We start from the raw sequence: 23,309 nt of genomic DNA, 5'->3' as shown, positions 1-23,309 counted from the left end.
AGGGGACCATCAATGCGACATACCGGCTTGCGCGACGCGCTTTCGCTCACGCTGGGAAGCGTGACCCTTATCGTCGCGATGGTGCCTAACGCATATGCCGGCCAACCTGAAACTGCGATCTATGCCCTGCCTGCGCAGGCGCTCGGCCAGTCGTTGCGCGCCGTCGCGCTTGCGTCTGGTCGAAACATTCTCGTGCCAGCGTCCCTCGTGCGCGGCCTACGGGCGCCCGCGCTCAAGGGAGACTATACGGTCGAGCGGGCCGTTGCCCTGCTGCTCGCTGGAACTGGTCTGCGAGCCCGCGTCAGCGGGGGGACGCTGATCGTCGAAACTGAGGACGATCCCCTTGCCGATGCTGCCAGCGACCGGGCCCGCGATGACATCGTCGTGACCGGCTCGCGTATTCGTGGTGCCCCGGTCGCCGCGCCGGTGATCGTGGTCGATCGACAGTCGATCCTCGATTCCGGGCGTGCGACGCTGCCGGATGCCCTACGTGCGCTACCGCAGAATTTCGGCGGGGGCCAGAATCCCGGTATCGGCTTCAACGTGCCGGAGGCCAATGGCGGCGACGTCGGCGGCGGCGCCTCGATCAACCTCCGCGGGCTCGGCAGCGATGCGACGCTGACCCTGCTCAACGGCCACCGCCTGTCCTACAATGCCGCCAAGCAGAGCATCGACATTTCCACCATCCCACTCGGCGCGGTCGACCGGGTCGATGTCGTGCCCGACGGCGCATCCGCGCTGTTCGGCTCGGATGCTGTCGCGGGGGTGGTCAACATCATCCTCAGGCGCGACCTCGACGGACTGGAAACCAGTGCCCGGCTCGGCGGGGCCACCGACGGCGGCGGCTTTTCGCAGCTCTATGGTGCGACGGCAGGCAAGACCTGGCGCGACGGCAACGTCCTCCTGGCATATGAACATGGCAGCAACGGCGCGATCACGGCGGGCCAGCGCGACTATGCCGCGACACGCTCCCCCGGCCTGACGCTCTTTCCCGCGCAGCGCCATCACAGCGTGATCGGTTCCGGTCGGCAGGCGATCGTGAACGATCTCACCCTCGCGGTCGACGGCATGTTCAACAAGCGCTGGACCGACCTGACCTATCCGCTGGCGATTGGCGGAAACCTGGCGGTGAGTCGCGGCACGACCTACTCGGGGGCCCAGTCTTTCGGACTGTCGCCATCCTTGTCCTGGACCCCCGCCTCGGGTTGGGACGTCATGCTGTCCGGCACCTATGGCCAGGACAAGGTCGATTATGGTGGCGAGACCGTCCAGGGCGGCGTGCGATCGGTCAACACCGGCGGCTATTACCGCAATCGTGCACGCTCGATCGAACTCTCAACCGACGGCAAGCTGCTCTCGCTGCCCGGCGGCGCGGTGAAGGTGGCGCTCGGTGCCGGCCATCGCCGGATCGACTTCCGTCGTTTTACCGGCGTCAACGGCATCCAGAATATCGACCGGTCCCAGTCCGATACCTATGGTTTCGGCGAATTGAGCCTCCCGCTGGTGGGACGCGCCAACGCAATTCCGTTCGTCGACAGCCTGACGCTGAGCGCGGCGGTCCGGTACGAGGATTATCGCCGCGTCGCGCACGTGGCGACGCCGAAGTTCGGCCTGATCTATGCGCCGACCGCCGACGTGTCGCTCAAAGGCAGCTGGGGGAAGAGCTTCCGCGCCGCGACGCTCTACCAGCAGTACCAGCCGCAGACCGTCTATCTGACCCGGACCACGACCGTGGGCGGACAGGGGTATCCGGCAACAGCGACCGCGCTCCTGACCCTCGGCGGTAACCCGGGGCTCGAGCCCGAGCGGTCGACCAACTGGTCGGCAACGATCGACCTCCATCCGCGTGGGCTCGAAGGGTTCGGCATCGAGGCCAGCTATTTCTCCGTCGACTATCGCGACCGGATCGTCACGCCGATCCCGTCGGTATCGTCGGCCCTTAGCAATCCCGCCTATGCTGGCTTCGTGACGCTCAACCCCGACGCCGCGACCCAGGCGGACGTGCTTGCGGGCGCCGGGATCTTCACCAACGTCAGCGGCGCGATCGCCTACAATCCCGCCAACGTCGTCGCGCTGGTGCGTAACAACAGCGTCAATGCCGGCCGCCAGTCGGTGCGCGGCGTCGACGTGCTGGCGCATTATGTCGGAAAGCTGGGTCTAGGCCGGATTTCGGCATCGGCGAATGCCGCCTATCTTAAGAGCGAGCGCCGGATCGGCCCGGCACTTCCCGTCACCCAGCTTGCCGGGCTCATCTTCAACCCGCCGCATTGGCGCCTGCGCGGCGATCTCGGCTGGACCGTCGGACCGATCACCGCGACCGCCAACGTCACGCATATCGGGCCGGTCACCGATAACCGCACGGCGTCGAGCCAGCGCATCGGCGGCATGACGCCGGTCGACTTTACGATTCGCTACAAGGCGGACGGCGGGGTGCTCGGCGGCCTGGATATCATCGCGTCGGTGCAGAACCTGTTCAATGCCCAGCCGGCGCCGATCGCCACCACGCTACCCTATGACACACCCTACGACTCGACCAACTATTCTCCGCTCGGACGGGTCATCAGCCTTTCGGTTTCGAAGCCATGGTGAGGGGGGCGCTGCTCCTGCTCAGCCTGACGGTGGCGACGCCGGCCTGGGCCGAATGCCGTGACCTGCTGCCGAACGCGGCGGAGGCGAGCGCCCCACGGCGGCGGATCGAGGCGCGCGACCTGATCGCGCTTCGCGACATCGGCATGCCCGACCCATCCTTCTTTGCGCTGCCGAGTCCCCTGGCGATCGCGCCCGACGGGACGTCGATTGCCTTCGTCCTCAGTCGCGGCGACATCGCCAGCAACGGCTATTGCCGGGCACTGGTCGTCCTGCCGACGCGCGGCGGCGCGGCGCGCATCATCGACCAGGGCGGCGACATGATCACGGCCAGCGACCTCAAGCGCGGGTTGTTCGTCAATACCGGCTTTCCCGACCTGGTGGTCCCGGCATGGTCGCCCGATGGTCGATGGGTCGCCTATCTGAAGCGGGTTGGCGGCGTGACGCAGATCTGGCGCGCGCGCGCCGACGGCAGCGGCGCCAATGCGATCACCCGCTCGCCCGTCGATATCGAGCGCTGGGCCTGGGCGCCCGGCGGGCAGGAGCTGGTGTTCGTGAGCCGGCCGGGCGTCGAATCCGCGCGCCGCGCCCTCGATGCCGAGGCGCGGACCGGCTACCTCTATGATGCGCGGGTGACGCCCAATGCCGGGCCGCGGCCGCAGATCCGCGAAGCCGACGTGCCCGAGACGATCTTTCGGATCGGCGTGGACGGCGGCCGGGCTCGGCCCGCCGAACCTGGGGACGCGCGGCTGTTACCGGTCGCCAGCGGCGGGAGCGCCCGTTCCGATACGGACATCCTCGCGCGGGATGGACGGACGGCGGGCACCGAGCGCGTGTCGCCCGCGCCGCTCAGTCCCTTGCGGATCTGGGTCGCCGACCGGGCGCACCGGAAACGCCCCTGTCTCGCCGACACGTGCAGCGACGGTATCGTCGATCTGTGGTGGGCCGACGATGGCGCGCTGGTCTTCCTGCGCCGCGAAGGCTGGGCCAAGGGACGGATGGCACTGTACCGCTGGCGGCCGGGGCACGGCGACCCACGGCGGATACTGGCGAGCAGCGACTGGCTCATCGGCTGCACCCATCGCGGCGGACGGCTGTTCTGCACCGCCGAGAATGCGACCACGCCGCGACGATTGGTCTCGATCGATCTCGCGACGGGCAGGGTCTCGACGCTGTTCGATCCGAATCCGGGCTTTGCCCGTCTCGAGCTCGGCACGGTCGAACGCCTGACCTGGCGCAACGATATCGGACTACCCGCTTGGGGGGATCTCGTCCTCCCGCCGGGTCATGTCCCCGGCACCACGCTGCCCTTGGTGGTCGTCCAATACCATAGCGACGGCTTTCTCCGCGGCGGGACCGGCGACGCGCATCCCATCTTCCCACTGGCGGCGCGGGGCTTTGCCGTTCTCAGCATCGAGCGGCCGCCGATCTACGGCGCCGCCTTTCCGAACCTGCGCACGATCGACGAGATCATCACCGCAATGACCAAGGATTGGGCCGAGCGTAAAAGCCTGATGTCATCGGTCCTGGCCGGCGTCGACCTTGCCGTGGCACGCGGCGGCGTCGATCCCGACCGGGTAGGGATCACGGGCCTGAGCGATGGCGTGTCGACCGTCGAATATGCGCTGATCAATTCGGATCGCTTCGCTGCCGCGTCGATCAGCACCTGCTGCGAAGATCCCAAGACGGTCATGACCTATGGCGGCATCGCCTGGGCCGACTGGAATCGCGCGGTGCGACACTATCCGCTGGCAACCGAGGAAGGCACGCGCTTCTGGAAACCGATGGCGCTGTCGCTGAACGCCGACCGGATCAAGGCGCCAATCCTGATGCAGCTCGCCGACCGCGAATATCTGCTCGGCCTGGAAGCATTCACCGCACTGCGCGAGAAGCGGAAGCCGGTCGAGATGTACGTCTATCCCGCCGAATACCACACCCGCACGCAGCCGGTACACCGACTGGCGGACTATGCGCGCGACCTCGACTGGTTCGACTTCTGGCTGCAGGGGCGCGAAGACCCCGATCCTGGCAAGACGGTGCAATATGAGCGCTGGCGCGCCCTGCGCGCCGCGCGTGCGAGCAGCGATCGGGCGACCGTTGCCGGAAGCGGTTCACCTTAAGCGGGCCAGCAGCGCGTCCATGCCTCAATATCGACCAGCCGGAGGATTCGGACATGGTCCGATCCGTGCACCGGACCCACGTCATCGAGATGCGGTGAGAGTGCATCCGTGTCGAGCAAGCCATGACGCGCGAGATTGCCGTGCAGCAATAGCGCCCGGATCTGGTCCCGATTGGCTTCGAACATCTCGACCAGGAAACTGTCGGGCGAGCCTTTCGACCGCCGCCACGCGACGTCGGGCGGCAGATCGGCTTCGAATGCGTGCCGGGCGACCGCGCGGTTGCAACCGCGATCGAACCACATCCAGGACGGGATGCGCAGGCACAGCTCGACGACGGGCTGGGAAATCAATGGAGAGAGCAGGCGGCGGTCCGCCTGCGGGTCGCTGTCCTCGGTAAGGTGCTGCGTGCCCAGCAGCAGCGATACGTGTGCGGCCTTTCCGGGCAGGACCGTCTTCGGCGGTCGCAACCAGGGATGCCGCGGCAACGTCGCGGCCTGCTCGCGGGCCGCCGCCGACAGGAAACGCAGGTCGACATCGGTCGGGATCGGACGGCGCTTCTTCCAGGAGCGACGCCATGCACGGCGCACGACGGTCACAAGGCTCGCATCGCAAAATTCCGAAATCTCGCGCGCGACACGCCAGAATTCCCGGCGGTCGGGGAACGAGGCCAGACAATCGAGCAGCGGCGTAACCGACTGCAGCGAGCAGAAGATGTTGTCACCGCCGCCGCCGGTCAGCACGAGATCGGCGCCGACTTCGGCAGCGACGGCGTACGCTTGGCGCCGGGCCTCGTATTCGAACGCGCGCGTTACCGGGCGCGGCAGCGCCGCGGCGGCCGATCGAGCGAGATCGATGCCATCCAGCGCGAAGGCGCGTTCCTCCAACGCAAACCCGAGGTGATCGCATACCGAGCGCGCATAGCGACGCTCGTCGCCGCCGGGATCGTTCGTGCGGACATTGACGCAACGCAGCGCCACGCCGTCTTGCGCTGCAGCGCAGGCAGCAACCGACGAGTCGAGGCCTCCCGACAACATCAGGACGCTGCGCTTGGCGGTCGAGCCGCGCGTGGCGATCGCCGAGACGATGTCTGCGCGCAGGCGACGGGCTGCCTCGACCGGATCGAGCAGCTGCCGATCGGTCGCGGCAAACGTCCATGGCGACCACAGGCACGCCGTGGTGGCGGCGGGCCCGGCGACAGTGAGGCGATCGCCACCGCGCACTTCCTGGAGCCCGCGCAGACAGGTTTCGCTGCTGCGAAGCGTCGGGGCGCAAAGGAATCGGGCCAACGCCGCCCAGTCGAGCGAGGGCTGGAACCCACCGTATCGTGCGAGCAATGCCACGTCGGACGCGATGATCCACCGCGATCCGGTGCGTGCATAGAAGCACGGCAGTTCGCCGAACGGCGCGCGCAGTACATCGACCGAGTCTTGTCCCACAGCCGGCAGGATCGCGACATACCCGCCCCAATAGGCACGCGTCAGGTGATGGCCCGCACTTGCCGTGACCGCCGCCGCCTCATTCGCGCTGAGCGCGTGCTGCTGTCCACGCCGCCCGACGGCGAACAGCGGGCCGATCACGACGCCGCGATCATCGACGGGAACGACCGATGCGCCGCGCTCCACCACCACCAGGCAGCCGCGCTGCGCGTAGGCGATATGCAGGAGTGGGGCGCGGGCCACCGTCGCCGCGATCGCGGCGTGCTCGTCGGATCCGCCGCCGATCAGCGCAAAGAAGCGATCGGTCATCAGACCACCAGGATCGGCGTGAAGTCGCGCACCACGTCGACGCGATCGTTGAGCACGCGATCGCCTGCTTGGACCCAGGCATGGGCAGCGAAAGGCCGCAGCTGGACGCCGAGCACCAGTTCGGCGGACAGCCCTTGGGCGTACAGCCGGCTCGCCAGCGCGATCGACCGCGTCAGGCACCGATCATGCGCGGTCGCCACGTAGCGCAGCTGTGCGAATGCCGCGGCGGTTGCGGTTAACTCGCGATCATGGGGCTCGGGGATTGTCGCCTGCGCCTTGCGGGCCTGCAGCGCGCGTATCACGCCCGTCAGTCCGAACAGTCGCAAGCGCAGCGGGGCGAGCGCCAGACTGCCGGCCGCGAGTAAGAGTTGCGCAGGGCGGAGCGGTATGGCGAGGCCAGGCGGAGCCGTTCGCGTTGCGACCGTGGCAAGGCAGGGCACGAGCGGACCTCCGTGGCTACCATCGGTCAGCGGTCCATGTCGCGCGAGACTGGCGAGAATGATCTCGTCCTCCTCAGTAGTCGGCGCCCCGTCGATCAGACGCGCGAAACTTTGCTCCGCGGTCGAAGAGAGGCAGAAATATCGATCGGCTTTGATGTCGAGAAACATCATCCGATCGGATACGCGGCAGAAGCTGACGCCGGGCGCGAGTGTGTAACCCATGGCCGAAAGGCGCGCGGCCGGATCGGCCGCGCGCCCGTCGCTCAATCGTTGCTGAGTCCAGCGACCAGCTGGCCCTCCAGTATATCGGGGAATTCCCCCCTCGGGCCCTTGGTCACGGTGCTGGCCGCGCCGAGATCGATCAGGTCGGCGCAGGGTTCGTCATTGCGTTCCATTTCACTTCTCCTTGTTCGCTGCACATCCGCAGCACGAAACAGGCTAGAAGCGACGTAACGCTATACGAACTTTATACGGATTCTATCTCGAGATTGTTTGAAGGGCGCACGCGATCATTCGGATCGGTAGACCGTGCGCACGATCTCGGCCGCTAGCCGGCGGCGTCGGCGATGATAGGCGGTAACGAGACGGCGAAGAGCGTCGCGTTCGCCGCCTGTTGCTGCGGCTTCGATCGCGGCAAGCTCCTCGTCGGTATGCTCGAGCACGAGCGGCTCGACCGTTCGTACCGCGTGCAGTCGGGCGTTGAGTCGACCGATTGCCAGGACATGCTCGCGATTCGACGACTGGCGGACGATCTCCCGGAAAATGTCGCCGACGCGATCGGCGATCGGACGATGCTCTATCTCGCGTCCCACCGGTTTTGCGAAGGCGATCTTTGGCCAGGACCGAATGGCCAGCACCAGCAGTTCCGCCGCCCAATCGTACAGGTCCTTCAGCCCTGGCTCATCGAGTGCGGGAACGTGGAAGCCGCCGCTGGTGCGCGTCTCGACCAGGCCTTCACCGGTCAGCAGGTGCAGCGCATCCCGGACCGGGGTGACGCTTGCCGACAAGGGCGCTGCGAGAACCGCCGGATCGAGCCGGTCGCCCGGCCGGAACTCGCGGCTCAGGATCCGCGCTCTGAGGATGTCGTGGACGCGTTCGACCGTAGGACCGGAATTCATGAGGCCTGTCTCCGTTCCTGCGCATAGGCATCGACCAGCGCCTGCTGGTCCGGCCGCAGCGCGTCGATCGCCCCGAGCGGACGGTCTGCATCGCCGTCGAGCAGCACCGAAGGGCACTGCCCTTCGTAATTGCCGAGATTGGGACGATGCTGGCGGTATCCCACGAGCGCCGCCAGGTCCGACGGGAAGTGGCGGGCAACGGCAGGCGGGTAGGCCAGCCATTGATTCTCATGGGGTTTGAGCCAACCGAGCGAATAGCCGACCACCAGACCGCGCCGTATCGTGTCGCTCAGGTTCGCGCCGGCGCCGTGCAGCGTCGACCCGAGGAAGAGCAGGGCCGCCCCCGGGGCCATCTCTGCAGCTACAGACTCACCGCCCAGGTCCGCATCGAGGGCCCGTCTACCGTGGCTGTGAGGCCAGACCAGCGTTGCGCCATTGTCGTGCGTGAACGGCGTCAGCGGCAACATCACGTTGACGAGATATTCGATCTCGCCGACCGGGCCGCGCCACATGTCCTGGTCGCGGTGCGGCAACTGCGCGGGTGCGCCGGGGTGCACCGCGATCGCCTGGGTCGTGTTAAGCTGGATGCAGTCGCACCACGGCGACAGCACCGTCTCGACGATGCCGAGGATCAGCCGGTGCTGGACAAGCGCGACGGCTACGGGCGAGCGTACCAGGAGTCGCCCGAACCGCTTGGTGGTGCTGCCGTAGAAGCTGCCCTGGCCGAACGGTGTCCGGGCGAAATCCTCTGCGAGAACCGCATCGAGCGCGGCGACGATGTCGGGGGGGAGCGCATCGGGAATGATGCAGAAGCCCTGCGCGGCGAGTTCGGCGGTGTGGTGCGAGATCGCGTCGGTGAGGACGGTCGTGTTCGACATGGTTCTTCTCCCGTCAGGCCGCGAGACGTTCGTCGCGAGGGGCGGGCGGCACGGTAATGCCGGCTCTCGCGAGCAACGCGGGCGTTTCGGTCGTCACGTCGATTTTCAGCGCAACGAGCATCGCCCCGTCGACCATCTGCGGCAGGCCCAGCGGGGCGCAGTGCCAGCCGAAGGCGAGGATCTGCTGGAACCAGCCGATCTCGGCGATCGCCGTGTAGGCCCGGATTCCGTGTGCCAGCGCGTGCTCGACCAAGGTGGTCACCAGCGTGTCGCGTACGGCACGGCGCTCGCGTGCGGTCATCCGCCGGTCGAGGCAAAACCGGGTGATATCGAAAATGTCGACGGCGCGCGGCGGCGCCTCCTCGCAGAGCATGGCGTACAGACTGTCGAGAATGTGCGGTCGCGTCGTCTGCAGCAGCCGCGTCGATCCGAGATGCGTGCCGTCCGGCTCGGCTAGGATCAGATAGGTGGCGTGGACGTCGTCGAACTGGTCGACCTCATAGGCGTCGTCGAGGACCGGAACGTCCCATTTCAGCAGATCGACGAAGACCGATTTTCGCGCCGCGAACATCGCGCGCAGCGCATCGTCGGACGCGGGGCCGCCAGTGGACTGGAGAATGTGCAGCATCGTGGGTCTCCCTGGTCGTGTGATCGAGCCAGGGTCGGGCAAAAGCTGCTGCTGCCGCCATACCGGGAAAGGGGTATATCAGCGGCCGACCAGATCGGTGAAGGTCAGCGTTCCGTCGAACAGCGTCCGGATCACCAGCAATGTCCGCTTGTTCACTTCATAGCGCTCGCAGGCATTCCTGACATGGCGCGCGACCGTTTCCTCGCTGATGCCGAGGATGCAGCCCACCTCCCAGTCGCCCTTGCCGCGCGCAATCCATAGCACGCAGTCGCGCTGGCGGTCGGTCAGCAGCGGGCGCGGCAGCGATCGATGCCCGCGGGCGGTCCAGAGCCGGCGTGCCGCCTCGAACGCGAAGTTGCCGGCGAGTTGCGCCAGCGGCAGCATGTGCATCGGCATCGGCCGCCCCGCGCGGTTCGCGAACGAGCACGATCCGCGTGCCTCGCCTGGGACGTGTGCCGGAACCGTGAAGCCGTCGCCGATCCCCTGATCACGCCCGAGCGCCAGCATGCGCTGGTCGCTAGCGGTGAGCGGGATCATGTTTGGCATGTTGGACCAGCAGAAGCCCGAGCTCGTGACATGGCTGGCGCGATGCACCGGATCGGTCACGCTCAAGGCGTTGCGCTCATAATAGTTTGCCCATCGTTCGGGGTAATCGTGCAACCGGACTGCGTTGCCGCGCGCCGCATCGATGTCGGTGTGGTGCGACAACGCATAATGCTCGAATCCCAGAAGGGGCGTTATCATCTCCATCGCGATCGCAAGTTCGTCGGCGCTTGCCACCGACTCGACGACATTCCTGAAATGCGTCGCTACTGTATCGAAACGCATTGCGCTGTGTTGCGACACCCGGCGGCGTCTCAAGCCCCCGTGACCCCGGTGCTCGCCCTTTCCCCCTTGCTAGCGCCAGGCGGCGGTTTCTCAGGCCGCCGCGCGGCGAGACCACTAGCAGATAAGTATCACAGACAATTCGGAGACAAAAGTGGTGGTCCGACAGGTGCGACGCGGACGCCTATCACTGCCATGTCGATCAGAGGGTCGGCTATTGGCATCATGTCTGTCGGCGTGGTTGCGCTTGGGGCGGACAGAAGGTGAGCGCTTCTGATGCGGAGGGCGGACCTCCGGATTGGCGCAGCGCGTCCGACTATGCGCGGTTGCGGGACATCGATCGCGCAGGATTGATGTGGGAGTGGCTGCGTCGCGATCCCGATTACGTTGCTTGGCGCGCGCGCGCGCGCGACGCGTGGCGCCCAGCCCGCCCCGCGCCTGGATCCGCTGCAGTGGGGGCTTCACTTTCGCCGAGCATCCGAGCCGCGCCGCGCCAGCGGCCCGGATCATCTGGCATGCCGATTTCGATCCAGGGACGATTGCGGTTGCCGCTATGCCTGCCGATCCTTCTCACCCCGATAGTCTGCGCCTTGATCGAATTGCTCCTTGGCTCGCCGTTGCCGTGGACGAAGCCGGGCGCGAGCATGTCGTTCTATCGGACGGCTGGCATCACATCCGGCTGGACGTTGAGGAAGGCAGGCTGACCGGGGAGGAAGCGGTGCTCCTTCATTATCGCCTGCGCGGGCTCGTCTCCGCCGAGGACCGGCTGCTGCCGCTACGCCGGCTTCTCTCGCTTCGGCCAGTCTGATCGCAACGGCGTGGGTCGCGCTCCGCCCAGGCGGGCTCCACCTGGCGGGCCGGCCCGACGATCAGACCGTCGTCGCCAAACCGCCGACCGACGCGCTGAGCGCCCTGCCCGCGAGCTATGGAGAGGCGCCGAAGCTTGGTCCGCCGCTGCCGGGCGATCTCGGACGTCCTATCCTCGAGCATCGACGGGCGATGGCAACCGAGTCGGTTGCAACGCCGGGCCAGCGTGCGGACCAAGCCGCGGCCACCGAGCGCGACCGGCGCGCGTCGGAATTGCGCGCCGCACGGGAATCTACTGTGTTGGTGCAAGCCGGCAACCGTTCTGTTCCCTCGGTTGCGGCGGAGTCACCGCAGGCCGAGCCGAGCATTCCTCCGGCCGACGGGGCGAAGCTGGCCATCGATTCCGATCGGGATCCGAACACCCAGCAGCGCAAGGCGGACTTCGTCGCCAGCAAGGATACGGGCGGCGACGTCAACAGACATCGGCTGGCCGCGCCTGCATCGCCAGACATGCTGTCGGCGGGCAGCATCATCGCTGCCAGTCTGATCACCGGGCTGCGGTCGGATTTGCCGGCGCTCGTCACGGCGCAGGTCACCGAACGCGTCTACGATAGCGCGACCGGATCGATCCTGCTTATCCCGCAAGGTGCGCGTCTGATCGGCAGCTACGACAGCGTCGTCGCCTTCGGCCAACGCCGTGCGCTGATCGCATGGCAGCGGATCATATTGCCCGACGGCAGCTCGATCCGGCTCGACAACGTGCCCGCCACCGATCCGTCGGGCTATGCTGGGCTCGCGGATAAGGTGAATTTCATACCTGGTCGTTGCTGAAAGGGGTTGCAATCTCGACGCTGCTCGGGGTTGGCGCGAACGTGACCTTCTCGGGCGAAAGCGATCTCGTCCAGGCGATCCGCGAGTCTACGCAGCAGAATGCATCACGCGCCGGGGACCAGATCACCTCGCGCAATCTGCAGGTTCAGCCGACGATCACGATCCGGCCCGGTGCTCCGGTCCGGCTCATCGTCCATCGCGATCTCATTCTCGCACCATGGAAAGGATAGGGAGCATGACCGAGCTCAAGCTTGCATGCCTGCCGGATCGGACCCCGGGCAGAGTGGCGATCAGCGTCGCGCCGGAATTGCATAAGGCGTTGGCGGACTATGCCGCGATCTACCAGCAGACCTATGGTGAAGACCAATCGATCGCCGACCTCATCCCGCACATGCTTGCGGCTTTCCTCGCTAGCGACCGCGGATTTGCCAAGGCGGGCGAGGGGCTCGCCGAGTGGCGCCGGTAAGCGACGCTGGGGTCGATCATGAGCGACGAAGCACCAATCCCGAATCGATTCGTGAAACTCGATGAGGTCAAGCGCCGCGTCGGCCTCGGCAAGTCGATGATCTACCGATTGATCGGTGAAGGGAAGTTTCCCGCGCCTTACAAGCCGTCGCCCTGCGCGGCGCGATGGAGCAACCATGAGATCGTCGCCTGGATCGATGACGTGAAGGATGGCTTCGAGGGGAAGAAGCGGAAGGTTTAGACTAAGTCCGGAAGCACCGCCCTCGTCTTCATTGCGCGCGCCAACTCTCGATAGATCGGATTGAGGCCACCTTGGGTTCCGGCGGATCAGAGTGGCCGGTAATCATGCTGTCGGGAGCCGGGCAACCGTTTCTCCCCTCAGTTCGCGGTCCAGCAGTCGCGCCAGGAACTCCGTGAAGGGGCGAATGTTCTGCCGGCCACTGGCTTCTTCAAGCGCGGCCATATAGTCGGCGCGCTGCTCCACGGGTACGACCGTCCAGGGATAGCCACCAGCCGCGAGCATGACATTCATCAGGAAGCGGCCAGTTCTCCCGTTCCCGTCCATATAGGGATGGATGTAGACGAAGATGAAGTGACCAAGAACGACGCGGACCGCTGGCTCGGTTTCCTGACTTAGCAGTTCGAAGAACACCGGCATCGCATCGCGGACTGCATCGCGGTTGAGCGGCACGTGCATCGAGCCACGCAGGTAGACCTGACCGTTGCGATAGCCAGCGAGGTCGCTCGCGCTGATCAGTCCTGCGGTGACACTCGGCGCGAACATCTCGCGATACCAGTCGCCATGCTCCTCGTCAGCGACGAGACCCGGGTTTTCGTTGGTCAGGACGCGATTCAGGCTTTTGAGAACCGCTTGATAGGCAAGCCAGTAGCCGCGTGCAGCCAGTCCATCCTTGTATTCGCGATCCTGCTCGTCGACTTCCGGATTCCACGTACCGCTGCGGACGCGCTCGATCAGTTCCGGGCTGACGCGATAGCCCTCAATGGACAGGGAATGATAGGCGTCGGTGACATAGCTATCCTGCACGCGCTTGAGATAGGCGCCGATATCGGCGGGGCGGCCCGGCGGCGGTGGGAATCGCTCAAGGATCGCTCCACGCATCTCCTGCCACATCAGGCGGATGCGGCCCGCATAGGGGGAGCGCTCACGCGCCGGCAGGAGAGTCTCGAGCTTAGCCATGAAAGGATCCTGCTCGCGCACGGTATAGCCTGCCGATCGCATCGCCTTCAAAATGTCGTCGGCAATGCGTTCACGCCCGATGTTGCGGAACGCGCCGGCCAGGCGGCCGGCGATCGCGCTGTGCCCCCCTTCGAGCAACTGCCCCAACAACTCGGATGCGTCCCGCACAGTCGCCAATGCGGCTCGGGCGTCGATCGCACCGTTTTCATATAGGCCGGGAGCACTTGCAATGAGGGCAGCGGGGATCGAGAAGAGACGCAATCCGTCCTGTAGCGCGACATCTTCGGGCGCCGGAATTGCCGCACGGACGTCGAACAGAGAAGTGCCCAAGGGCAGTGCCGTCGCCTTGTTGCCGCCTTTCGATGCGCGCACGAGGAGTTGCCTGGGAACCGTGCGATTCCCCGTTTGCAGGGCGATCGAAATTTCGGGGGATAGAGACCAATCTTCACCGAAGCGTTCGTTCAGATAGGCGCTGCAAAAGCCCCAATAGGAGGTGTACCAAGCCGTGCTTTCCCCAGGACCGGCTTCGGGCCGTGCCGGCATATACCAGCCCTTCATGACTTCCTGCAGGAAGCCATGCTTCAAGAGCAGTTCGCGCTGGGGCCGACTGAGATCGATGCTGCGGATGGCGACGAGGTCGCGGTCCTGAAGCGTGCGGAGCGTATCGAGCGCGTCTGCGAGCTTTTGCTGGGGAGTGGCCACGGCGTTCACCCGAGAATGCGCAACCGTTAGGTTTTCATGTTGCGCGGTTATTAGGTTTTCATGCTGTTCTACTTTTAGGTTATTATGTCGAGCGAAAATTAGGTTTTCGTGCTAATTATTAGAATCGATAGCGTATATTCCAGCTGACGGCATGGTGCTCGCATTTAGGTCGAGAAGGGCTGTCGCAGCGTGTTGAAGTCCTCCGCGCTGAAACCGAGCAATTCCATGCTGACGCGATCGCACATGGACTTTGACGTCGTTTCGGTCCGGGCCGCACTGTCAGAAATATGTCAACATGATTCGAACTGCTGGGTTGAAATTTGCCGCCTTATGGCGCGTCTGACTTGACCCAATACCGTGGGTTCGATTACTATCGACGAAGTCGAACTGGCGACGCAAAGCGTTGTTTTTTGGCCGAAAAGTCACCGTGGTATTTTCCGTGGTACGCGGATCGGAAGTTCGAATCGCTTTTTGCGACAGATCAATAGTTTGTCGGAACAGTTCGAATCCCTCCGTCTCCGCCAACATCCGTTAGAGTGATATTTCCTTTAACCGCATGCGATAACCCTCCGCGGGCATGCAGCGCAGCCTCATCTTGGAACGGGAGCTCCCTTGCACGGGCGCTTCCGAACGCCGCTGTTGCCGAGCGCGTTGATATTGACGCGGGCAACCTGCAAGCGGGCTTTGTCCACCATGCTCCGCTCACTTCGGATGGACGACGGGGGGCATCGTCTCGTACTGTGATGTCGACCGTGGCTACGGTGGGGCTGGCCGGCCGTCGTGACCGGCTGGCGAGTCAGGGGTTGAAGGATGCCAAGGACGATGGACGTTTCCGCCAAGTTTGCCGCGCCGGTCGAGGGTCGCGCGCCGTACGTCGTCGCCGATCCCGCCTGAGCATCTCGGCATGAACCCGTTGACCGTCGATTGCCCGGATGAACACGCCCGCGCTCGTCCCGATTGCCACCAGGCGATCAGCATCCACGACCTGTTCACGATCGGGATCGGGCCGTCGAGTTCGCATACCGTCGGGCCGATGCGTGCGGCATGGTTGTTCGCGGATCTGGTCGCGGACGAGCAGCCGGTGGCGGTGCGCGTCGATCTGTACGGCTCGCTCGCGCTGACCGGGCGGGGGCATGCGACCGACAGCGCGGTGATGCTGGGCTTGAGTGGTGCGCAGCCCGAGACGATCGATCCTGACCTGATCCCGGTGCGGCTGGCGGCGATCCGGTCGAGCGGGCGACTGATGCTGGGGGAGCGGGTCGAGATCGGGTTCGAGGAGAGCCAACATCTGCTGTTCCACGCGCAGACTTTCCTGCCGGGGCATCCCAATGCGGTGACGTTCACTGCCTCGTTCGGTGATGGGCGCAGTGTCGAGCGGACCTATTTCTCGATCGGTGGTGGCGCGATCGTCGAGGCAGGGTCGGGGCCGGTCAAGGCGAACATCCTGTTGCCGCGGCCGTTCTCGTCGGGCGCGGAACTGCTCGCGACCGGCGATGCGACGGGGATGACGATCGCCGACATCGTCCGCGAGAACGAGATCGCCTGGCGGCCGGAGAGCGAGACTGATGCGTTCCTCGATGCCGTCCGTGGCGCCATGTTCGCGTCGATCGATCGCGGGTGTCGGCAGGGCGGCATCCTGCCGGGCGGGCTTAAGGTGCCGCGTCGCGCGAAGGCGTTGTTCGAGGGGTTGCAGGCGCGCGATACCGCGGCGGATCCCTCCGCGGTGTTCGAATGGGTGAGCCTGTATGCGCTCGCGGTGAACGAGGAGAATGCCGCCGGGGGCCGCGTCGTCACCGCGCCGACCAATGGCGCGGCGGGCGTGCTGCCAGCGGTGCTGCGCTTCTACGAGACGTTCACCAAGGACCCGACGCCGAAGGGCGCGCACGATTTCCTGCTGACCGCGGCGGCGATCGGCTTTCTCTACAAGAAGCGCGCGTCGATCTCGGCGGCGGAGATGGGGTGCCAGGGCGAGGTCGGCGTCGCGTGCTCGATGGCGGCGGGCGCGCTGGTCGCGGCGCTCGGCGGGACCAACGAACAGATCGAGAATGCCGCCGAGATCGGCATGGAGCACAACCTCGGCCTGACCTGCGATCCGATCGGCGGGCTGGTCCAGATCCCGTGCATCGAGCGCAACACGATGGGTGCGATCAAGGCGATCAACGCCGCGTATCTGGCGCTGCGGGGGGACGGTTGCCATATCGTCAGCCTCGATGCGGTGATCGAGACGATGCGCCAGACCGGTGAGGACATGCGCTCGCAATATAAGGAGACGTCGCTTGGTGGCCTGGCCGTCAACGTCGTCGAATGCTGAAGGATTTCCCATGACTGCCCCGACGAACCCGCTTCTCGATACGCTGTCGCTGCCCCGTTTCGCCGAACTGTCGCCCGACCAGATCGCGCCTGCGCTGGACGAGGCGATCGCGCGGCATGAGACAATGGTCGAGGCGCTGACGACCGCGCGGCCGACCGATTTCGCGGGCGCGTGGCTGCCATACGAGCGCGCAAATACCGAGATCGGCGCGATCTGGTCGGCGGTGTCGCACCTGCACGGTGTCGCGGACACGCCCGAACTGCGCGCGGCGTATTCGGAGGGGCAGAAGCGGCTCGTCGAGAACGACATGAAGGTCGGGCAGAACCGTGACCTGTACGAGGTGTTCGTGGCGCTGAGCGTGTCGCCGGAGTTTGCCGACTTGGCCGTCGAGGACCGGGTCGCGGTCGAGCAGGCGATCCGCGACTTCACGCTGTCGGGCGTGGCGCTGGAACCCGAGGCACGTGACCGGTTCAGCGAGATTTCGGTTGAGCTGTCGGGGTTGTCGAACGAGTTCGGCAGCGCGGTGCTCGACGCGACCGATGCGTGGTCAGAACTGGTGACGGACGAGGCGGATCTCGCGGGGATTTCGGACGCGGACAAGGCGATGTTCGCGGATGCCGCCAAGGCGAAGGGGCAGGCGGGCTGGCTGGTCACGCTGCAACAGCCGAGCGTCAACGCGGTGCTGACCTTCGCCGAAAACCGCGAGCTGCGCGCGCGCATGTACCGCGCGTTCGCGACGCGCGCGTCGGACCAGGGGCCGAACGCGGGCGAGTTCGACAACAGTGCCCGAATCGCGCGTATCCTCGAGCTGCGGCATGAGGGCGCCAAGCTCCTCGGGTTCACCGATCCGGTCACGTGGTCGCTGGAGACCAAGATGGCTCCGAACGGCGCCGAAGTGATCGCGTTCCTGCGCGATCTGGCGCGGCGCGCGAAGCCGGCGGCGGAGTGCGACCTTGCCGAGCTGAAGACGTTTGCCGCCGAGCAACTCGGGATCGCCGATTGCGAGCCGTGGGATGCGGGCTTCGTGTCGAACCGGTTGCGGCAGGATCGCTATGCGGTCGATGCGCAGGTGGTGAAGGCGTATTTCCCGGTCGAGCGCGTGATGGAGGGCTGGCAGACGCTGATGCAGCGGCTGTTCGGGATCAAGCTGGTCGAGCGCGACGACGTGTCGCTGTACCATGACGACGCACGGTTCTTCGACGTGGTGGACGAAAGTGGGACGGTGTTCGCGGGTCTCTACCTCGACCTGCACGCACGCACTGGCAAGCGTGGTGGCGCCTGGATGGCGCAGGCACGGCCGCGGCTGCACGACGGCAATACCGTGACGGTGCCGGTCGCGTATCTCGTCTGCAACTTTGCACCCGATGGGGGTGAGACGCCGTCGTTGCTGAGCCACAACGACGTCACCACGCTGCTGCACGAGACCGGCCACTGCATCCACCTGCTCTTCACCAAGGTGAACCGGCCGAGCATCGCCGGCACCAACGGTTTCGAATGGGACGCGATCGAGCTGCCGAGCCAGCTGATGGAGGATTTCGCCTGGGACAAGGACGTGCTGACTGGCATGTCCGGCCACTACAAGACCGGCGAGACGCTGCCCGCCGACCTGTTCGAGCGGATGGTGAAGGCGCGGCATTTCCAGGCGGGGATGTTCATCCTGCGCCAGGTCGAGTTCGCGCTGTTCGACCTGTTGCTGCATCTCGGCACGATGGGCAGCGATCCGATCGAGGTGATCGAGGCGGTGCGCGACGAGGTGGCGGTGATCCGCCCGCCCGCATGGCACCGCTTCCCGCACGCGTTCAGCCACATTTTCGCGGGCGGCTATGCGTCGGGCTATTACAGCTATCTCTATGCCGAATTGCTGGCGGCGGATGGTTTTGAGGCGTTCGCGGAAGCGGGCCTGGTCGATCGCAAGACCGGCGACCGGTTCCGTGAGGAAGTGCTCGCGCGCGGGGCCACGCGGCCCGCGGCGGAGAGCTTCCGTGCATTCCGCGGGCGTGATCCCGAGCCGACCGCGATGCTGGTCCGCCACGGGCTGCAAGGGTGACGAAGCGCGTCGACCGGCGCTGGTTGTCGGAGGCGGTGCGGCGGATCGAGGCGGACTATAACCGGTCCGCCGACACGCATCTGATCCGGGTGGATTTGCCGCGGTATCCCGGCATCGTGCTGTACCTGAAGGACGAGAGCTCGCACCCGACCGGCAGCCTCAAGCACCGGCTCGCGCGGTCGCTATTCCTGTACGCGCTGTGCAACGAATGGATCGGGCCCGAGACGACGGTGATCGAATCCTCGTCGGGATCGACCGCGGTGTCGGAGGCGTATTTCGCGAAAATGCTCGGGCTGCCCTTCATCGCGGTGGTCCCCGCGACGACGGCGAAGCCCAAGCTCGACGCGATCCGCTTTCACGGCGGCGAGATCCACATGGTCGACGATCCGCGCACCGTCTACGCGGTCTCGCACCGGCTCGCGGCGGAAACCGGTGGGCATTATCTCGACCAGTTCACCTATGCCGAGCGCGCGACCGACTGGCGCGGCAACAACAACATCGCCGAGAGCATCTTCGCGCAGATGGCCGAGGAGGAGCATCCGTGCCCGTCCTGGATAGTCTGCGGCGCGGGGACCGGCGGCACGTCGGCGACGATAGGGCGCTTCATCCGCTATTGCCGCCACAACACGAAACTGTGCGTCGCGGACCCGGTGCACTCGGTGTTTCACCGCCATTTCGAGGACCGCTCGGTGGTCGCGTTACCCGAAGGGTGCGCGTCGCGGATAGAAGGCATTGGCCGCCCGCGCGTCGAGCCCAGCTTCGTGCCGAGCGTCATCGACCGGATGATCGCGGTCGAGGATGCCGACAGCATCGGTGCGATGCGCGCGCTGTCCGACCGGCTCGGCCGGCGCGTCGGCGGCTCGACCGGGACCAACCTCTGGGCGTGCGCGCAAATCGTCGAGGAAATGGCGGCGGCGGGCGAGACGGGCAGCATCGTCACGCTGTTGTGCGATGGCGGCGACCGCTATGGCTGCACCTATTACGACGATTCATGGCTCGGCGATCGCGGGGTCGCGTGGACCGATCCCGCGGCGCGGATGACGCAATTTCTGGGCTGAGTAACCGATGACCACATGGCAGTTCTGGATCGACCGCGGCGGCACGTTCACCGATGTCGTCGCGCGGCAACCGGACGGGCGGATCGTCACCGCCAAGCTGCTGTCGGAAGATCCCGAGCGCTATGATGACGCCGCGGTCGAGGCGATCCGGCGGCTGACCGACGGGGCGGACGTCCCGCTCGAACTGCGGATCGGGACGACGGTCGCGACCAACGCTTTGCTCGAGCGCAAGGGCGAGCCGACGTGTCTCGCGATCACGCGCGGGTTTGGCGATGCGCTGCTGATCGGTCACCAGGAACGGTCCGATATTTTCGCACGCGACGTGAACCGCCCGCCGCCGCTGTTCGCGCATGTCGTGGAGATCGATGAGCGGGTCGGCGCGGACGGCGACGTGCTCCGTCCGCTCGACGTCGACGCGGCGCGCGCGGGCTTGCAGGCTGCGTTTGATAGCGGTTTGCGCGCCGTCGCGATCGTTCTCGTGCACGGCTATCGCTTCACCGCACACGAGGAAGCGCTGGCGGCAATCGCCGCCGAGATCGGCTTCACCCAAATCTCGGTCAGCCACCGCGTCGCGCCGCTGATCAAGCTGATCGGGCGCGGTGATACGACCGTCGTCGACGCCTATCTGTCGCCGGTCGTCGATCGCTATGTCGCGGGCCTGAGCGACGCGCTGGGGCAGGGCGCGCTGTTCATGCAGTCGTCGGGCGGACTGGTCGATGGCGCAGGCTTTCGCGGCAAGGACGCGATCCTGTCGGGGCCGGCGGGCGGCATCGTCGGCATGGCCGCAACCGCGCGCGAGGCCGGGTTCGAACACATCATCGGCTTCGACATGGGCGGCACCTCGACCGACGTGTCGCACTACGCCGGGACGTACGAACGCGACACCGAGACGCTGATCGCCGGCGCTCGCATCCGCGCGCCGATGCTGCGGATCCACACGGTGGCCGCAGGCGGTGGCTCGATCTGTCGGTTCGATGGCGAGCGGTTGATCGTGGGGCCCGAGAGCGCGGGCGCTGTGCCGGGGCCGGCATGTTATCGTCGCGGCGGACCGCTGACCGTCACTGACTGCAACGTGATGCTCGGCAAAGTCCGCCCCGAATTCTTTCCCGCGCTGTTCGGACCGGCAGGCGATGCGCCGCTCGATGCCGAGGCGGTGGCCGCCCGGTTCGCGGAACTGCCGCTCGATCCGCAGGTTGCAGCCGAAGGGTTCGTCGCGGTTGCGGTGGCGAACATGGCGAATGCGATCCGGACGATTTCCGTAGCGCGCGGGCATGACGTGACGCGCTACACGCTGGCGTGCTTCGGTGGAGCCGGGGGGCAGCATGCGTGTCTCGTCGCCGACGCGCTGGCGATGGACCGGGTGATGATCCATCCGCTGGCCGGCGTGCTGTCGGCGTACGGCATGGGGCTCGCCGATCGTCGCGTGCTCCGCGAGGCGACCTCGGGTGCTGCGTTCGCGAATTACGCTGAGATCGCCGCTGCGTTGGACGAGCTAGCGGAGGCTGCCCGTGAAGCACTGGTCGCGCAGGGTGTCCCGACGGACGACGTCAGGATCGAACGCCGCGTGCATCTGCGTCGAGGCCAGACCGACCACACCATCGAACTCGATCTCGCCGAACCGCCAGCGATGATCGCCGCGTTCGACGCCGCGCACGTCGCGCAGTTCGGTTTCGCCAGCGAAGCGCCGCTGATCGCCGACCGGATCGTCGCCGAGGCGATCGCCGAGAGCCCGCCGATCGACGCGGCGCTGGTCGCGTTCCCCGACGAGGCCGATGCGCCGCTCTCGATTGCCCCCGTCTACATGGCCGGCGCATGGCACGACACGCCGGTCCTCGCCCGCGTCGGCCTCCCCGCCGGACATGCCATCGGTGGTCCGGCGCTCATTCTCGACAGCGTCTCGACCACCATCGTAGAGCCCGGCTGGCGCGCGCGCGTCGATCCGATCGGCAATCTGATCCTCGACCGGATCGCACCTCGCGTCGGCGCCAGCATCGGCACCGAGTCCGATCCGGTACGCCTCGCGATCTTCGCCGGCCTGTTCATGAGCATCGCCGAGGAGATGGGCGCCGCGCTTCAGCGCTCCGCCGCGTCGGTCAACATCCGCGAGCGGCTCGATTTCAGTTGCGCACTGTTCGACGCGCACGGCAACCTCGTCGCGAACGCGCCGCACATCCCGGTTCACCTCGGCTCGATGGGCGAGAGCATCCGCACGATCATCGACGCACGGGGCGGCGGCGCAGACGGCCGCGGTATCCGCCGCGGTGACGCCTACGCGCTGAACGCCCCCTATCGCGGCGGCACGCACCTGCCCGACATCACCGTCCTCATGCCGGTCTTCGCAGATGACGGCGATGCGCCCGCGTTCTTCGTAGCGGCCCGCGGGCATCACGCAGACGTCGGCGGGATCACCCCTGGATCGATGCCGCCCGAAAGCCGCTCGGTCGAGGAAGAAGGCGTGCTGCTCGACGACGTGCTGGTGGTCGACGAAGGGCGTTTTCTCGAAGCCGAACTGCGCGAAGTGTTCGCGAGCGGCCGCTATCCCGCGCGCAACATCGACCAGAACATCGCCGATCTCGCCGCGCAATTAGCCGCCTGCACGCGCGGCGCGACTGGTCTCACACGACTCGCGAACGAGTACGGCACCGACGTCGTCGCGGCCTACATGGAGCACGTCCAGGCCAATGCCGACGCCGCCGTCCGCCGCCTGATCGCAACGCTCGACGATGGCGTGTTCGCCTACGAAATGGACAACGGCGCCGTCGTCCGCGTGGCGGTCCGCGTCGACCGGGAAGCTGCGACGATGGAGGTCGACTTCGCCGGTACCAGCGAGCAGCGCCCGACCAATTTCAACGCCCCCGTCTCGATCGTCCGCGCCGCCGTCCTCTACGTCGTCCGCGCGCTGATCGACGAGGCCGTGCCGCTTAACGACGGCTGCCTGCGCGGCGTGACGATCCGCGTGGCCGAAGGCTCGATGCTTAACCCGCGCTATCCGGCTGCGGTCGTCGCCGGCAACGTCGAGACCAGCCAGGTCGTCACCGACGCGCTGTTCGGCGCGCTGGGCGCGATGGCTGCGAGCCAGGGGACGATGAACAACTTCACCTTCGGCAACGACACGCACCAATATTACGAGACGATCGCCGGCGGTGCAGGCGCAGGCCCCGGCTTCGATGGCGCGTCGGTGATCCAGACGCACATGACCAACAGCCGGCTGACCGACCCGGAAATCTTCGAGACGCGCTTTCCGGTGCTGCTGGAGGAATTCTCGATCCGCGCCGGCTCGGGCGGGGCGGGCGCACACCATGGCGGCGACGGGGCGACGCGGCGCGTGCGCTTCCTCGAGGACATGACCGCCTGCATCCTCGCCAACCGCCGCCGCGTGGCCCCTTTCGGTATGGCGGGCGGCGAACCGGGCGGGCTGGGCTCGGCAACCATCGAGCGCGCGGATGGCGGCATCGAGCACCTAGGCTCCACCGCCAAGGTCGACATGGCGCCGGGCGACGTATTCGTGATCGAGACGCCTGGCGGCGGGGGTTTTGGCAAGGCGTGACCG

At 66.4% G+C, this 23,309-nt stretch carries 19 protein-coding genes; 11 read left to right on the top strand and 8 right to left on the bottom strand.

The genetic code is table 11. The annotated features are described in order from the left end of the window. The first annotated feature begins 12 nt into the window (after positions 1-12). The gene (locus C8J45_RS14770) at positions 13-2,589 is read left to right on the top strand and encodes a TonB-dependent receptor (protein ID WP_107963907.1); all 2,577 of its coding nucleotides are present in this window, start codon (positions 13-15) and stop codon (positions 2,587-2,589) included. Further along, positions 2,583-4,706, top strand: coding sequence for an Atxe2 family lasso peptide isopeptidase (locus C8J45_RS14765; RefSeq protein ID WP_107963906.1), 2,124 nt, complete (start codon positions 2,583-2,585; stop codon positions 4,704-4,706). Before C8J45_RS14770 ends, C8J45_RS14765 begins: the two co-directional genes overlap by 7 nt. Here the strand turns inward: C8J45_RS14765 and C8J45_RS14760 are convergent. The 7 genes from C8J45_RS14760 to C8J45_RS14730 form a co-directional block, all read right to left on the bottom strand. After that, positions 4,703-6,451 (bottom strand): asparagine synthetase B family protein, encoded by a 1,749-nt coding sequence (locus C8J45_RS14760; protein ID WP_107963905.1) that lies wholly within the window; start codon positions 6,449-6,451, stop codon positions 4,703-4,705. The genes C8J45_RS14765 and C8J45_RS14760 overlap by 4 nt on opposite strands. After that, on the bottom strand, positions 6,451-7,113 hold the full coding sequence (locus C8J45_RS14755) for a lasso peptide biosynthesis B2 protein (RefSeq protein WP_146168629.1): 663 nt from the start codon (positions 7,111-7,113) through the stop codon (positions 6,451-6,453). Before C8J45_RS14755 ends, C8J45_RS14760 begins: the two co-directional genes overlap by 1 nt. Positions 7,114-7,154: 41 nt before the next feature. After that, complete coding sequence (locus tag C8J45_RS14750) at positions 7,155-7,286, bottom strand: benenodin family lasso peptide (protein ID WP_107963903.1); 132 nt, start codon at positions 7,284-7,286, stop codon at positions 7,155-7,157. A gap of 114 nt (positions 7,287-7,400) precedes the next feature. Then, positions 7,401-8,009 carry a GntR family transcriptional regulator gene (locus tag C8J45_RS14745; protein WP_107963902.1) on the bottom strand — a complete coding sequence of 203 codons (609 nt, stop codon included), beginning with the start codon at positions 8,007-8,009 and terminating at the stop codon, positions 7,401-7,403. Next, a complete protein-coding gene (locus C8J45_RS14740) occupies positions 8,006-8,887 on the bottom strand; it encodes a phytanoyl-CoA dioxygenase family protein (RefSeq protein WP_107963901.1) in 882 nt (293 codons plus the stop codon). Before C8J45_RS14740 ends, C8J45_RS14745 begins: the two co-directional genes overlap by 4 nt. 13 nt (positions 8,888-8,900) lie before the next feature. Continuing rightward, a complete protein-coding gene (locus tag C8J45_RS14735) occupies positions 8,901-9,515 on the bottom strand; it encodes an acyl-homoserine-lactone synthase (RefSeq protein WP_107963900.1) in 615 nt (204 codons plus the stop codon). A gap of 78 nt (positions 9,516-9,593) precedes the next feature. Continuing rightward, on the bottom strand, positions 9,594-10,343 hold the full coding sequence (locus C8J45_RS14730; protein WP_107963899.1) for a LuxR family transcriptional regulator: 750 nt from the start codon (positions 10,341-10,343) through the stop codon (positions 9,594-9,596). A gap of 388 nt (positions 10,344-10,731) precedes the next feature. Between C8J45_RS14730 and C8J45_RS18950 the strand changes: the two genes are divergently transcribed. The 5 genes from C8J45_RS18950 (at position 10,732) to C8J45_RS14705 (ending at position 12,684) form a co-directional block, all read left to right on the top strand. Beyond that, the gene (locus C8J45_RS18950) at positions 10,732-11,148 is read left to right on the top strand and encodes a hypothetical protein (RefSeq protein WP_146168628.1); all 417 of its coding nucleotides are present in this window, start codon (positions 10,732-10,734) and stop codon (positions 11,146-11,148) included. A gap of 191 nt (positions 11,149-11,339) precedes the next feature. Beyond that, entirely contained in the window at positions 11,340-11,978 is a 639-nt protein-coding gene (locus C8J45_RS19705; RefSeq protein WP_308811354.1) for a TrbI/VirB10 family protein, read from the top strand. After that, positions 11,972-12,208, top strand: a complete 237-nt coding sequence (locus C8J45_RS19700; RefSeq protein WP_308811353.1) for a TrbI/VirB10 family protein — start codon at positions 11,972-11,974, stop codon at positions 12,206-12,208. Before C8J45_RS19705 ends, C8J45_RS19700 begins: the two co-directional genes overlap by 7 nt. Positions 12,209-12,213: 5 nt before the next feature. Next, entirely contained in the window at positions 12,214-12,444 is a 231-nt protein-coding gene (locus tag C8J45_RS14710; protein ID WP_107963896.1) for a DUF2274 domain-containing protein, read from the top strand. Between the two features lie 18 nt (positions 12,445-12,462). Continuing rightward, on the top strand, positions 12,463-12,684 hold the full coding sequence (locus C8J45_RS14705; protein WP_107963895.1) for an AlpA family transcriptional regulator: 222 nt from the start codon (positions 12,463-12,465) through the stop codon (positions 12,682-12,684). Between the two features lie 102 nt (positions 12,685-12,786). On the opposite strand, the gene C8J45_RS14700 is transcribed toward C8J45_RS14705, so the two are convergent. After that, positions 12,787-14,343, bottom strand: coding sequence for a Fic family protein (locus tag C8J45_RS14700; RefSeq protein WP_181321231.1), 1,557 nt, complete (start codon positions 14,341-14,343; stop codon positions 12,787-12,789). A gap of 904 nt (positions 14,344-15,247) precedes the next feature. Here C8J45_RS14700 and C8J45_RS14695 point away from each other — a divergent pair. The 4 genes from C8J45_RS14695 to C8J45_RS14680 are packed head-to-tail and all read left to right on the top strand — an operon-like array spanning position 15,248 to position 23,306. Continuing rightward, positions 15,248-16,654 carry an L-serine ammonia-lyase gene (locus tag C8J45_RS14695; RefSeq protein WP_107963893.1) on the top strand — a complete coding sequence of 469 codons (1,407 nt, stop codon included), beginning with the start codon at positions 15,248-15,250 and terminating at the stop codon, positions 16,652-16,654. Positions 16,655-16,664: 10 nt separating this feature from the next. Beyond that, complete coding sequence (locus C8J45_RS14690; RefSeq protein WP_107963892.1) at positions 16,665-18,701, top strand: M3 family metallopeptidase; 2,037 nt, start codon at positions 16,665-16,667, stop codon at positions 18,699-18,701. Next, a complete protein-coding gene (locus tag C8J45_RS14685) occupies positions 18,698-19,759 on the top strand; it encodes a PLP-dependent cysteine synthase family protein (protein WP_107963891.1) in 1,062 nt (353 codons plus the stop codon). Before C8J45_RS14690 ends, C8J45_RS14685 begins: the two co-directional genes overlap by 4 nt. A 7-nt stretch (positions 19,760-19,766) precedes the next feature. Next, on the top strand, positions 19,767-23,306 hold the full coding sequence (locus C8J45_RS14680; protein WP_107963890.1) for a hydantoinase B/oxoprolinase family protein: 3,540 nt from the start codon (positions 19,767-19,769) through the stop codon (positions 23,304-23,306). Positions 23,307-23,309: the final 3 nt, after the last annotated feature.

This window comes from Sphingomonas sp. PP-CE-3G-477, assembly GCF_003050745.1.
Lineage (GTDB): Bacteria > Pseudomonadota > Alphaproteobacteria > Sphingomonadales > Sphingomonadaceae > Sphingomonas.
This window is presented reverse-complemented; position numbering and strand designations above follow the sequence as displayed.